Origin of the sequence: Comamonas aquatilis (genome assembly GCF_965139575.1) — a bacterium.
Classification (GTDB): Bacteria; Pseudomonadota; Gammaproteobacteria; order Burkholderiales; family Burkholderiaceae_C; genus Comamonas; species Comamonas aquatilis.
The window spans coordinates 579,595-591,854 of sequence record NZ_CBCSIW010000001.1 but is presented as its reverse complement, the minus strand read 5'-3'; the positions used below and the strand labels follow the sequence as shown (position 1 = coordinate 591,854).

General features: G+C 60.4%; 12 protein-coding genes. 6 read left to right on the top strand and 6 right to left on the bottom strand.

Going from position 1 to position 12,260, the window contains the following annotated elements; genetic code table 11:
* The first annotated feature begins 6 nt into the window (after positions 1–6).
* A complete protein-coding gene (locus tag ACNAZA_RS02640; protein ID WP_415794831.1) occupies positions 7–1,731 on the top strand; it encodes a PhoH family protein in 1,725 nt (574 codons plus the stop codon).
* A 3-nt stretch (positions 1,732–1,734) separates the two neighbouring features.
* On the top strand, positions 1,735–2,142 hold the full coding sequence (locus ACNAZA_RS02635) for a hypothetical protein (protein ID WP_415794830.1): 408 nt from the start codon (positions 1,735–1,737) through the stop codon (positions 2,140–2,142).
* A 153-nt stretch (positions 2,143–2,295) separates the two neighbouring features.
* On the opposite strand, the gene dnaB is transcribed toward ACNAZA_RS02635, so the two are convergent.
* From dnaB to rpsF, 5 genes are all read right to left on the bottom strand, one after another.
* Positions 2,296–3,729, bottom strand: a complete 1,434-nt coding sequence (gene dnaB, locus ACNAZA_RS02630; protein WP_415794829.1) for a replicative DNA helicase — start codon at positions 3,727–3,729, stop codon at positions 2,296–2,298.
* Positions 3,730–3,878: 149 nt separating this feature from the next.
* Complete coding sequence (rplI, locus tag ACNAZA_RS02625; protein WP_120966604.1) at positions 3,879–4,331, bottom strand: 50S ribosomal protein L9; 453 nt, start codon at positions 4,329–4,331, stop codon at positions 3,879–3,881.
* An 11-nt stretch (positions 4,332–4,342) separates the two neighbouring features.
* Positions 4,343–4,624 carry a 30S ribosomal protein S18 gene (rpsR, locus tag ACNAZA_RS02620; protein WP_158386426.1) on the bottom strand — a complete coding sequence of 94 codons (282 nt, stop codon included), beginning with the start codon at positions 4,622–4,624 and terminating at the stop codon, positions 4,343–4,345.
* 18 nt (positions 4,625–4,642) lie between these two features.
* Complete coding sequence (gene priB / locus ACNAZA_RS02615) at positions 4,643–4,933, bottom strand: primosomal replication protein N (RefSeq protein ID WP_120966602.1); 291 nt, start codon at positions 4,931–4,933, stop codon at positions 4,643–4,645.
* 21 nt (positions 4,934–4,954) lie between these two features.
* Entirely contained in the window at positions 4,955–5,317 is a 363-nt protein-coding gene (rpsF, locus tag ACNAZA_RS02610) for a 30S ribosomal protein S6 (protein WP_120966601.1), read from the bottom strand.
* A 280-nt stretch (positions 5,318–5,597) separates the two neighbouring features.
* On the opposite strand from rpsF, the gene grpE reads away from it, so the two are divergent.
* The 3 genes from grpE to dnaJ all read left to right on the top strand — a co-directional run bounded on the left by grpE (position 5,598) and on the right by dnaJ (position 9,438).
* Positions 5,598–6,143: a nucleotide exchange factor GrpE gene (gene grpE / locus ACNAZA_RS02605; RefSeq protein ID WP_120966600.1), complete on the top strand. Its 546-nt coding sequence runs from the start codon at positions 5,598–5,600 to the stop codon at positions 6,141–6,143.
* 119 nt (positions 6,144–6,262) lie between these two features.
* Positions 6,263–8,203, top strand: a complete 1,941-nt coding sequence (gene dnaK, locus ACNAZA_RS02600) for a molecular chaperone DnaK (protein ID WP_415794828.1) — start codon at positions 6,263–6,265, stop codon at positions 8,201–8,203.
* Positions 8,204–8,304: 101 nt separating this feature from the next.
* A complete protein-coding gene (dnaJ, locus tag ACNAZA_RS02595; protein ID WP_415794827.1) occupies positions 8,305–9,438 on the top strand; it encodes a molecular chaperone DnaJ in 1,134 nt (377 codons plus the stop codon).
* A 114-nt stretch (positions 9,439–9,552) separates the two neighbouring features.
* On the opposite strand, the gene ACNAZA_RS02590 is transcribed toward dnaJ, so the two are convergent.
* Positions 9,553–10,767, bottom strand: coding sequence for a tetratricopeptide repeat protein (locus ACNAZA_RS02590; RefSeq protein WP_415794919.1), 1,215 nt, complete (start codon positions 10,765–10,767; stop codon positions 9,553–9,555).
* Between the two features lie 473 nt (positions 10,768–11,240).
* Between ACNAZA_RS02590 and ACNAZA_RS02585 the strand changes: the two genes are divergently transcribed.
* Positions 11,241–12,227, top strand: a complete 987-nt coding sequence (locus ACNAZA_RS02585; protein WP_120966597.1) for a LysR substrate-binding domain-containing protein — start codon at positions 11,241–11,243, stop codon at positions 12,225–12,227.
* Positions 12,228–12,260 lie beyond the last annotated feature (33 nt).

The following is a 12,260-nucleotide window of genomic DNA, read 5'->3' as shown; positions in this document are numbered from 1 at the left end:
TCCACTATGCCCCTGCCTCCCGCACCCGGCCACCGCGCCGCAAAGCTTTCCGCAGAAGCCTTTTTGTCCAGCCACAATCCCAAGAATGTGGCGGCAGTCAACGACGATCTGAATACTGCTGCAACGGCCACGCCGGCCGCTGCAGCCAACGGCAAGGCGCGCCGCAGCACGCCCGCTGCCAACGGCCAAGCGGCTCCGGCAACAACCTCCGCCACCAGAGCGCGCGGCCGCAAGACGCCAGACACAAGCCCGGCAGCTCCAGTCACCGCAGCTGCGGCCAACCCCGCCACACCTACGGGCAAGAGCGCCACTCGCCGCGCGCGCCACTCGCGCACCGGCCCCAAGACGCTGTTCGTGCTGGACACCAATGTGCTGCTGCACGATCCGTCCAGCCTGTTCCGCTTTGAGGAGCACGATATCTTCCTGCCCATGGTGGTGCTGGAAGAGCTGGACAACCATAAAAAGGGCATGACCGAAGTGGCGCGCAACGGCCGCCAGGTCAGCCGTACGCTGGATTCGCTGGTAGCCTCCCAGCCCGCCGACGGCCTGGACAAGGGCTTGCCGCTGAATGCCACCGGCCAGCGCAGCGCTCTGGGTACGCTGTACTTCCAGACCCATGCACTGACCGCTGCCCTACCTGACAGCCTGCCCCAAGGCAAGGCCGACAATCAGATCCTGGGCGTGGTTGCCGCTTTGCGCGAACAGCACAAGGAACGCGAAGTCGTGCTGGTGTCCAAGGACATCAATATGCGCGTCAAGGCCCGCGCGCTGGGTCTGGCCGCCGAGGACTACCAAAACGACAAGGTGCTGGAAGACGGTGATCTGCTGTATTCCGGCGCCATGGCCCTGCCCCGCGATTTCTGGGCCAAGGCCGGCAAGCATGTGGAAAGCTGGCAGGAAGGCGCCATCACCTATTACCGCGTCAGCGGCTCGGTGGTGGATCAGCTGATGATCAATCAGTTCGTTTACTACGAAGCACCGGGCGAGCCCAACCTCTATATGCGCGTGACTGAAATCCGCGACAAGACAGCGGTGCTCAAGACCTTGCGCGATTTCGGCAACCCCAAGAATGCCGTCTGGGGCGTGTCCACGCGCAACCGCGAGCAGAACTTCGCCATGAATCTGCTGGTCAACCCCGAGGTGGACTTTGTCACCCTCACCGGCACGGCCGGCACCGGCAAGACCTTGCTGGCCCTGGCCGCCGGCCTGGCCCAGGTGCTGGACGAACGCCGCTATACCGAAATCATCATGACCCGCGCCACTGTGAGCGTGGGCGAGGACATCGGTTTTCTGCCCGGCACGGAAGAGGAAAAAATGGGGCCCTGGATGGGCGCACTGGACGACAACCTGGAGTTCCTGGCCAAGGGTGATGGCGGCAACGCCGGCGAATGGGGGCGCGCAGCCACCAATGAGCTGATCCGCAGCCGCATCAAGATCAAGAGCATGAACTTCATGCGCGGCCGTACTTTTCTGAATAAGTACGTGATCATCGACGAGGCGCAAAATCTGACCTCCAAGCAGATGAAGACCTTGATCACCCGTGCCGGCCCCGGCACCAAGATCATCTGCATGGGCAATCTGGCGCAGATCGACACCCCCTACCTGACCGAAGGCAGCTCGGGCCTGACCTATGTGGTGGACCGCTTCAAGGGCTGGCCCCACAGCGGCCACATCACGCTGGCACGCGGCGAACGCTCGCGTCTGGCGGACTTTGCTAGCGAGGTGCTCTAAGCCATGGCGATCAGCTGGATCAGCGCACTCAAGATGGTCCCCTGGGGCGATGTGATCAAGGCCACACCCCAGGTGGTCAAAGCCGCCCAGGGTCTTCTGAAGAAAAAAGAGGAGCAGGCCGAAGCCCATGCCCAGAGCGATGCCGCTCAGCAGACCAGCCAGCGCCTGTCGCCGCCCCAATCTTCGGGCGAGCAGGCCTTGTTGCTGATTCGTGGCCTGGACGAGCGCATTGACCAGCTGGAACAATCCCAGCGCCAGTCGCTGGAGATCATCGAGAAGCTGGCCCAGCAAAATGCACAGGTGGTGGCCACCGTGGGCGCCTTGCGCATTGGCGCCCAGCGCTTGGCCTGGGCTTGCGGCGTGCTGGCGGCAAGCCTGATAGGTCTGAGCATCTACGTGCTGCGCAGCTGAAACGCTGACGCGACAAGCAAAAGCCCGCAGGCATCATGCCTTGCGGGCTTTTTTATGGATGTCAATTAATGAGCTACCAGCGCACAGCACTCACAGACTTCAGACTGAAAACCATCTGAAGTCCTTTGAAGCAATGCGCTAGCAGCTATGCTTTTAATACTCGTCGCTGCCGTAACCGGCAGCCAGATTTTCGAAGCGCGTCTGGTTCTTCTGGAAGTAGAGCTTGCAGGTACCTGTAGGGCCGTTACGCTGCTTGCCGATGATGACCTCGGCAATATTCTGCTCCTTGGACTCTTTGTTGTAGTAGTCGTCGCGGTAGATGAACATGATGATGTCGGCATCCTGCTCGATGGCGCCCGATTCGCGCAGGTCGGACATCATGGGGCGCTTGTCGGTGCGCTGCTCCACCGAGCGGTTGAGCTGGGACAGCGCAATCACCGGGCATTGCAGCTCCTTGGCCAGCATCTTCAAGCCCCGGGAAATTTCACCCAGCTCGGTGGCACGGTTGTCCGAACTGGCGGCCGAGCCCGAACCACTCATCAGCTGCAAATAGTCGACCACGATCAGACCCAGCTTGCCGCACTGGCGCGCCAGGCGACGGGCGTTGGCACGCAGCTCGGTGGGCGAGAGGCCGGGCGTCTCGTCAATGTGCAGCGACACGGTGCGCAGGCGCTCGATGGCCTCGGTCAGACGCGGCCACTCATCGTCGTTGAGCTTGCCGGTGCGCAGATTGCCCTGGTTGACGCGACCGATGGAACCCACGATACGCACCGCCAGCTGAGCGGCACCCATTTCCATGGAGAAGATGGCAACCGGCAGACCTTCGTTGAGCGCCACATGCTCGGCAATATTCACCGCAAACGAGGTCTTGCCCATAGAGGGGCGCGCGGCCAGCACCACCAGGTCACCAGCCTGCAGACCCGAGGTCATGCGATCCAGATCGACAAAGCCCGTAGGCACACCGGTCACATCCATGGGGTTGTCGGCCATCTCCTGAACCCGGTCCAGCAAGTCCACCACCAGGGTGTCCAGTGACTGAAAGCCCTGCTTCATGCGCGAGCCTTCTTCGCCGATGGCCAGAATCTTCTGTTCGGCCTCATCCAGAATCCGCTCCACCGTCTTGCCCTGCGGGTTGAAGGCATTGGTGGCAATGTCATCGCTGGCCGTGACCAGCTTGCGCAAGATGCCGCGCTCGCGCACGATTTCCGCATAGCGGCGGATATTGGTGGCGCTGGGCACGTACTGTGCCAGCTGATTCAGGTACAGCAGGCCGCCGATTTCCTCGGCCTTGCCCATGCCCTGCAGATGCTCGTACACCGTGATCACGTCCGCCGGTTTGCTGGCATTGATCAGCTTGGCAATCGCCTCGTAAATCAGCTTGTGCTCGTGGCGGTAGAAGTCGCCCTCACCCAGCAAGTCCCCCACCCGCTCCCAGGCACTGTTATCGAGCAGCAGACCGCCAAGCACGCTGGATTCGGACTCCATGGAGTGCGGCGGCACGCGCAACTGCGCCACCTGCTGGTCCGCGATGGGCGGCACCGGCGCGAAAGCATCATCAAGATCAAGCGGGGGCATTACAGACGACATGAAATTCCTAGAGACAGCCTTGCATCGTAGCGGGAGGCAGAAGCTTAGTCACTCCAGGGTGACTATAAAAACAGGCGCAAGATATTGCCGCCAAAAACAAAAAACCGCCCGAAGGCGGCTTTTTGTCATCACTGAAGAAACTTCAGGGATTAGGAGTGGTCACCGTACACCGACACGGAGACTTCTGCAGCCACATCAGTGTGCAGAGCCACCACAACAGTAGCGTCGCCAACCATCTTCAGAGGACCGTTAGGCATGCGCACTTGCGACTTGTTCACTGGGAAGCCGGCCTTGACCAGTTCTTCAGCGATGTCGGCATTGGTGATGGAACCGAACAAACGGCCATCAACGCCAGCCTTTTGCGTGATCTTCACAGCAGCGCCGTTGAGCTTTTCGCTCAGGGCTTGGGCAGCAGCCAGCTTTTCAGCAGCAGCCTTTTCCAGTTCCACGCGCTTGGCTTCGAATTCAGCCTTGGCAGCAGCCGTGGCGCGACGAGCAGAGCCCGTAGGAATCAGGAAGTTGCGAGCGTAGCCGTCCTTGACCTTGACGATATCGCCCAGGTTACCCAGGTTAACAACCTTGTCGAGCAGAATGATTTGCATGTTCGTGCTCCTTAGATCTTGTGCTGGTCAGAGTAGGGAACCAGAGCCAGGAAGCGAGCGCGCTTGATGGCAGTGTTCAGCTGACGTTGGTAGATGGCGCGCGTGCCGGTCAGGCGTGCGGGCACAATCTTGCCGTTTTCAGCGATGAAGTCACGCAGGGTGTCCACATCCTTGTAGTCGATTTCTTCGACGCCGGCGACGGTGAAGCGGCAGAAGCGCTTGCGCTTGAACAGCAGCGACTGGGTGTTGCGCTTAGGACGCTTGTCCTTGTTGAATTTCTTGAACGTGGCCATTTCTGGACCTCTTGAAAATTAGTTTTGTTGAATGTCCTGAATGTGCAGAACCAGCATCTTGGTGTTGCGCGGAGTTGCCAGAAAGCCTTGAAAGCTCCATTGACTACCCGGTGCCTGGCGGGCCAGCTTCTCAGCCAGCGGACCAAAGGCCACAGCCTTGACAGATGCCATCACGTTGCGTGCACTGCCGGCTTCCTGTTGCTGCGAACTGTGTTCGATACGCAAATCAAGAGCTGGCAATCCGGCGGGGGTGTAACGCAGAGCATTCAGCTCGGCGAGGGTTCCCGTCAAAGCAACGTGGTTTTGCACTCCTTCAGAGTTACTTGATGCTTAGGCGTGCTCGGCTTGATTAGCCTTGCGTGCTTCTTCGCGCTCAACTGTCTTCATCATCGAGGAAGGAGCTGTATCAGCCTTCTTCTTTTGAACAGTCAGGTGACGCAGCACTGCATCGTTGAACTTGAAGGCATGTTCCAGTTCAGCCATCACAGCCTGGTCGGCTTCGATGTTCAGGCACATGTAGTGAGCCTTGGCGAGCTTGTTGATCATGTAAGCCAGCTGACGACGGCCCCAGTCTTCTTCGCGATGCACCTTACCGCCACCAGCGGCAATCATGCCCTTGTAGCGTTCCAGCATGGCGGGAACTTGCTCGCTCTGATCCGGATGGATCAACAAAATGATTTCGTAATGACGCATCACAACTCCTTTTGGGAAAACGCCGCCCACTGCGTCTTGTAGTGGTGCGGCAAGGCAAAACGTTAGATTCTAGCGTACCCGTCCAGTATCTGTACACTTGAGGCCGCATAAACCCGGTGTTGCAGCCGGGGTAACCCCACCAGAGATCTTCTGGAATGCAGTTGCAGCACGGCAGCTGACAACTGCGCGCCCCATCACCCTGGCAAGGCTTGAAATTGTGCCTGCGATGCCTATCTGGTGAAGGAATCGTCTTTAGTTACTTGATTGAAGCCCTCTGACTATGTCTGAAAACAACAAACTCAACCCTTTGCACGACGCAGCCCCCGAGGAAATCGAGGCTGCCATGGCCGCCAATGCTTCGGACGAGGTGGAACGTCTGAAGGCCGAGCTGGAAGAACTCAAAGCCAAGAGCAGCGAACTGGCCGACCAGTATCTGCGCGCCAAGGCCGAAGCCGAAAACGTGCGCCGCCGCGCCGATGACGACGTGAGCAAAGCCCGCAAGTTCGGTATCGAAAGCTTTGCCGAAAGCCTGCTGCCAGTGTGCGACAGCCTGGACGCCGCTTTGGGCATCCAGAACGCCACGCCCGAGCAGTTGCGCGAAGGCGCCGATGCCACCTTGCGTCAGCTGACGCAGGCCCTGGAGCGAAACAAGGTCATCGCCATCAACCCGGCCGCCGGCGAGAAGTTCGACCCCCACTATCATCAGGCCATCAGCATGGTGCCTGCCGAGCAGCCCGCCAACACCGTGGTGAGCGTGCTGCAAAAAGGCTACATGATCGCCGACCGCATTCTGCGCCCCGCCCTGGTGACAGTGGCCCAGAGCTAAAGCGGCGCCAGGTAACTTGTGCGGCGCAGCACAAATTTGTGAGTGACGGCTCTTGAAGCCGCCCGCAACGCCCACAAGTGACTAATCAAGCAAATATTCAACAAATTACGGAGAAAAACATGGGAAAAATTATCGGTATTGACCTGGGCACCACCAATAGCTGCGTGGCCATCATGGACGGCAACACCACACGTGTGATCGAGAACAGCGAAGGCGCTCGCACCACACCTTCCATCGTTGCCTATCAAGAAGACGGCGAAATCCTGGTCGGCGCCTCCGCCAAGCGCCAGGCCGTCACCAACCCCCGCAACACCATCTACGCTGCCAAGCGTCTGATCGGCCGCAAGTTTGACGAAGCCGAAGTTCAAAAAGACATCGCTCTGATGCCCTTCCAGATCGTCAAGGCCGACAACGGCGACGCCTGGGTGCAAGTGCGCGACCAGAAGCTGGCCGCCCCCCAGATCAGCGCCGAAGTGCTGCGCAAGATGAAGAAGACCGCCGAGGACTTCCTGGGCGAACCCGTGACCGAGGCCGTCATCACCGTGCCCGCCTACTTCAACGACGCTCAGCGCCAGGCCACCAAGGATGCCGGCCGCATCGCCGGTCTGGAAGTCAAGCGCATCATCAACGAACCTACCGCTGCGGCTCTGGCCTTTGGCCTGGACAAGGCTGGCAAGGGCGACCGCAAGGTGGCCGTGTATGACCTGGGTGGCGGTACGTTCGACGTGTCCATCATCGAAATCGCCGATGTGGACGGCGAAAAGCAATTCGAAGTGCTGTCGACCAATGGCGACACCTTCCTGGGCGGCGAAGACTTCGACCAGCGCGTCATCGAGTACATCATCTCCGAGTTCAAGAAGGAACAAGGCGTTGACCTGTCCAAGGACGTGCTGGCCCTGCAACGCCTGAAGGAAGCTGCCGAAAAGGCCAAGATCGAACTGTCGAACTCGGCCCAGACCGACATCAACCTGCCCTACATCACGGCTGACGCATCGGGTCCCAAGCACCTGAACATCAAGCTGACCCGCGCCAAGCTGGAATCGCTGGTGGAAGAGCTGATCGAGCGAACCATCGCTCCTTGCCGCACCGCCATCAAGGACGCCGGTATTTCTGTGTCCGACATTGACGACATCATCCTGGTCGGCGGTATGAGCCGCATGCCCAAGGTGCAGGAAAAGGTCAAGGAATTCTTCGGCAAGGAACCCCGCAAGGACGTGAACCCTGACGAAGCCGTGGCCGTGGGCGCTGCCGTGCAAGGCCAGGTGCTGGGTGGCGAGCGTTCCGACGTGCTGCTGCTGGACGTGACTCCTCTGTCTCTGGGTATCGAAACCCTGGGCGGCGTCATGACCAAGATGATCACCAAGAACACGACCATCCCTACGAAGTTCGCACAGACCTTCTCGACGGCCGAAGACAACCAGCCTGCCGTGACCATCAAGGTGTTCCAGGGCGAGCGCGAAATGGCTTCGGGCAACAAGCTGCTGGGTGAGTTCAACCTGGAAGGCATTCCACCTTCGGGCCGTGGCATCCCTCAGATCGAAGTGACTTTCGACATCGACGCCAACGGTATCTTGAACGTCTCTGCCAAGGACAAGGCGTCCGGCAAGGAAAACAAGATCACCATCAAGGCCAACTCCGGCCTGTCGGATGAAGAAATCCAGAAGATGGTCAAGGACGCCGAGCTCAACGCTGCCGACGACAAGAAGAAGCTGGAACTGGTGCAAGCCAAGAACCAGGGTGAAGCTGCCGTCCACAGCGTGACCAAGAGCCTGGCCGAACACGGCGACAAGCTCGATGCGGCTGAAAAGTCGGCCATCGAAGCTTCCGTGAAGGAACTGGAAGAAGCCTTGAAGGGCGAGGACAAGGACGCCATCGACGCCAAGACCACGGCCTTGATGACCACCAGCCAGAAGCTGGGCGAGAAGATGTACGCCGACGCACAAGCCTCTGCCGGCGGTGCACAAGCCGCAGCCTCCAGCGCGGCCGGTGCCAGCGCATCGTCTGCCGCGGCCGACGACAACGTGGTTGACGCTGAAGTCAAGGAAGTCAAGAAGGACTAAGCGCAGGCTGGTTTTTGCCTGAGCACTGACCACTTGCCGCCGCGCCAGACTCTGATAAGGGACTGGCGCGGCGTTCCTGTTCTACCCGACCGGAAACCAACATGTCCAAACGCGACTATTACGAAGTTCTGGGCGTTGCCAAAAACGCCTCGGACGAAGAAATCAAGAAGGCTTATCGCAAACTGGCGATGAAGCACCACCCCGACCGCAACCAGGGTGAAAAGGCCAAAGAGGCCGAAGAGCAGTTCAAGGAAGTCAAAGAGGCTTACGAGATGCTCTCGGACGCCCAGAAACGTGCGGCCTACGACCAGTACGGCCACGCGGGCGTGGACCCCAACCGAGGCATGGGTGGCGGCGAAGGCTTTGGCGGTTTTGCCGAAGCTTTTGGCGACATCTTTGGCGATATGTTCAGCCAGGGCCGTGGCGGCCGGGGCGGTGGTGGCCGTCAGGTCTATCGCGGCAACGATCTGAGCTACTCCATGGAAATCAGCCTGGAAGAAGCCGCCAAGGGCAAGGACGCGCAAATCCGCATCCCCAGCTGGGACAACTGCGACAACTGCCATGGCAGCGGCGCCAAGCCCGGCACCAGCGCCAAGACCTGCTCCACCTGCAACGGCATGGGCAGCGTGCAGATGCGCCAGGGATTTTTCAGCGTGCAGCAATCGTGCCCACACTGCCGCGGCACCGGCAAGATCATCCCCGAGCCCTGCACCAGCTGCGGCGGCCAGGGCAAGGTCAAGCGCCAGAAGACGCTGGAAGTGAAGATTCCTGCCGGCATCGACGACGGCATGCGCATTCGCTCCGCCGGCAACGGCGAGCCAGGCACCAATGGGGGCCCGGCAGGCGATCTGTATATCGAGATCCGCATCAAGGACCACGATATCTTCGAGCGCGACGGCGACGATCTGCACTGCAATGTGCCGGTGAGCTTCATCACCGCCGCCCTGGGTGGCGAGATCGAAGTCCCCACGCTGGCTGGCAAGGCTGCGATTGACATCCCCGAAGGCACGCAGGCCGGCAAGCAGTTCCGTCTGCGCGGCAAGGGCATCAAGGGCATTCGCTCCAGCTACCCCGGCGATCTGTATTGCCACATCGTGGTGGAAACGCCGGTCAAGCTCACCGAGCACCAGCGCAAGCTGCTCAAGGAGCTCGATGAGTCGCTGAAAAAAGGCGGCTCCAAGCACTCGCCCAGCGGCGAAAGCTGGACCGATCGCCTGAAGAGCTTCTTCAGCTAAACCGACGCCCAAGCGGTAGCAAAAAGCCCGTAAGCCACCTGATTTCAGGTGATTTACGGGCTTTTTCTATATCAATCAAGCACTGACCGCTATCGAATTTGAATCAGATAAGGCTCAGGATTCCTTGACCGGCTTCCACTGCTGCGCCTTGCGCTGCACGCGCACACGATCTGCCGGCTTGAGTTCCTGTTGCGCCGCTTGCAGGCGCGATTGCAGCGAAGGATCTTTGAGCTGGGCCACCAGCAGCCAGAAATAGGCCTGCTCCGCGCTCTTCTCCACTCCCTGGCCGCTGGCATAGACCGCTGCCAGATTGGACTGAGCCAACGTATAGCCCTGCTTGGCCGCGCGCTCAAACCACTGGGCAGCACGGCCCATATCCTGCGGCACGCCCTGGCCGTTGGCATAGAGAAAGCCCAGAGTGGACTGCGCCGAGGCATTGCCCTGCTTGGCGGCTTTCTCCATCCACTGCGCAGCGCGGCCCAGATCCTGGGGCACCACCACGCCTTCGGCATAAATCATGCCCACGTTGTATTGGGCATCGACCAGGCCTTGCTCCGCCGCTTTCTCGAACCAGCGCAGCGCCGCCTTGCCATCTTCCTTGGTGCCGCGGCCGCCAGACAGCATCACGCCCAGGCTGTACTGACCCGTGGCTTCACCACTTTCCGCCGAGCGCTGAAACCACTCCAGAGCGCGCGCCTCATCCTTGGCCACACCGCGGCCTTCGGCATACATCAAACCCAGATTGTTCTGGGCAATGCCATCGCCTTGCTGGGCCGCCTTGCCATACCACTGAGCAGCCAGCGCATCGTTGCGCACCACGCCACGCCCGTTGGCATACAACACGCCCAGATCCGACTGGGCAGGAGCAAAGCCCTGATCTGCCGACTTTTGATACAGCTGCACGGTCTGCGACAGATCCTGAGGCAGGCCTCTGCCAAAGCGATAGCGCGAACCCAACGCGTACTGGGCCTTGGCGTCGCCTGCGGCCACTGCCTGGCGCAAGGCTGCGATGTCTCTGGCCTCGTCCGGCGCTGCGGCATTCGGCGTGCTCGCAGGTTTGGCAGGCGTCCATTGCTCCAGGCCCGTTGGACCTGCCACGGCTGCGGCCGCACCTACGGCAGCGGCGCCAGCCACGGCGGCGCGGCCACCGCGCGCCTGCTTGCCTTTGCGGCTATTGCCTTGCACAGCGGTATCCCGTGCCGCAGACTTGGGGGCCGGTTTGGCTGCGGCCTTGCCGGGCTTGGCTGCAGGTTTGGCCGCTGGGCGGGAGGCACTGGAAGCATTGGTCTTGGCATTGACCGCCGTCTTGCCCTTGGCCTGGGCCGGCATGAAAGCGACAGAGCCCAGGGACAGAACCAAGGACAGAGAGATCGTCATCCAGCAGGCCACAGGCTTGGCCGGGCGCAGGGTCACTTGGGTGCCTGCAGGGCAGGCCAGGAATTGCGGGCTATCCGGCGGCGAAGGGAAGGTAGCGGTCATAACTCACATTTTTGCAGCATATGCCTGAGGCAGCAGGCCACTTTACCGAGGATTCACAGCTTGTTTCAGCTTTGTGTGCTTTGCCTCATGAAACAGGCTTGAAATCCTGCACCAGCTCAATCACGCCCAGCGCTTTCAGCTATGAAATTGAAAGAGACATAACAGCCTGCACAGCGCAGTCGAGTCATCGCCAAACAGCAGGTGGCTCATCGTAAAATCATGACCCATTACCCAGCAAGGCATCGTGCTTGAAGATGGATAAACGATAATTTATCGGTAAAAATACACACAACTTCTCTAAACGAGAAGACTAGAGCCCCACCATGAAGAATTCAGAGCGCAGTTTTGCACGGCGCATAGACCTCACCTCCCTGCAGCTGTTTGTTGCCGTCTGCGAACTGGGCAGCATAGGCCGCGCCGCCGAGCGTGAGTTCATCGCCGCCTCGGCCGTGAGCAAGCGCCTGTCCGATCTCGAAGCCACCGTCGATACCGCCCTGCTGTACCGCCACAGCCGCGGCGTCACGCTGACGCCCGCTGGCGAGAGCCTGCTGCACCATGCACGCAATGTGCTGTATGGCTTGGAGCGCATGCAAGGCGAGCTCAGTGAATACGCCGACGGCGTGCGCGGCCACGTGCGCATTCACGCTAATATGTCGGCCATCGTGCAGTTTCTGCCCGAAGACCTGGGCGTTTTTGCCCGCGAGCACAACCAGATCAAGATCGATCTGCAAGAGCATCTGAGCCCCGACGTGCTCAGCGCCGTGGCCGAAGGCACGGCCGACATCGGCATCTGCACTTTGGGCAACAACGGGGCAACCTCTGCCACCCAGACCACCGTACAGCTGAGCCAGGGCAATGTGCAACTGCAGCACCGTGCCTACCGCGAGGATAGATTGGTCGTCGTCGTTCCCGAGCAGCATGCACTGGCCGAACGCGAAAGCGTTGCCTTTGCCGAAGTGCTGGAATGGGACATCGTCAGCCTGCACGCCGGCTCCTCCATCAGCCTGACCATGCGCGCTGCCGCCGCCACGGCCGGCCATGCGCTGCACCAGCGCATTCAGGTCACCAGCCTGGACGCCATGTGCCGCATGATCGACAACGGCCTGGGCATTGGTCTTTTGCCGGATCGCGCTTTCGAGCTCATGCATGGCGTGGGCCATTTGCGCGCCGTGCACCTGAGCGATGACTGGGCCCGCCGCGAACTGCGCGTGGTGGCCCGCGACTTTGAAGCCCTGCCCGTGACCACCCGCCTGCTGGTGGAACACCTGTGCCCTGCAGGCGCAGCGACAACAACACATAGCCCGGCTTGACGCGCATACGCCGCCCAAGCCTCCTCCACGATT

Excerpts from the sequence above, each read along its gene's own strand:
- ACNAZA_RS02640 (WP_415794831.1), top strand. The coding sequence starts at position 7 with ATGCCCCTGCCTCCCGCACCCGGCCACCGCGCCGCAAAGCTTTCCGCA.
- ACNAZA_RS02635 (WP_415794830.1), top strand. The coding sequence starts at position 1,735 with ATGGCGATCAGCTGGATCAGCGCACTCAAGATGGTCCCCTGGGGCGAT.
- dnaB (WP_415794829.1), bottom strand. The coding sequence starts at position 3,729 with ATGTCGTCTGTAATGCCCCCGCTTGATCTTGATGATGCTTTCGCGCCG.
- rplI (WP_120966604.1), bottom strand. The coding sequence starts at position 4,331 with ATGCAAATCATTCTGCTCGACAAGGTTGTTAACCTGGGTAACCTGGGC.
- rpsR (WP_158386426.1), bottom strand. The coding sequence starts at position 4,624 with ATGGCCACGTTCAAGAAATTCAACAAGGACAAGCGTCCTAAGCGCAAC.
- rpsF (WP_120966601.1), bottom strand. The coding sequence starts at position 5,317 with ATGCGTCATTACGAAATCATTTTGTTGATCCATCCGGATCAGAGCGAG.
- grpE (WP_120966600.1), top strand. The coding sequence starts at position 5,598 with ATGTCTGAAAACAACAAACTCAACCCTTTGCACGACGCAGCCCCCGAG.
- dnaK (WP_415794828.1), top strand. The coding sequence starts at position 6,263 with ATGGGAAAAATTATCGGTATTGACCTGGGCACCACCAATAGCTGCGTG.
- dnaJ (WP_415794827.1), top strand. The coding sequence starts at position 8,305 with ATGTCCAAACGCGACTATTACGAAGTTCTGGGCGTTGCCAAAAACGCC.
- ACNAZA_RS02590 (WP_415794919.1), bottom strand. The coding sequence starts at position 10,767 with ATGCCGGCCCAGGCCAAGGGCAAGACGGCGGTCAATGCCAAGACCAAT.
- ACNAZA_RS02585 (WP_120966597.1), top strand. The coding sequence starts at position 11,241 with ATGAAGAATTCAGAGCGCAGTTTTGCACGGCGCATAGACCTCACCTCC.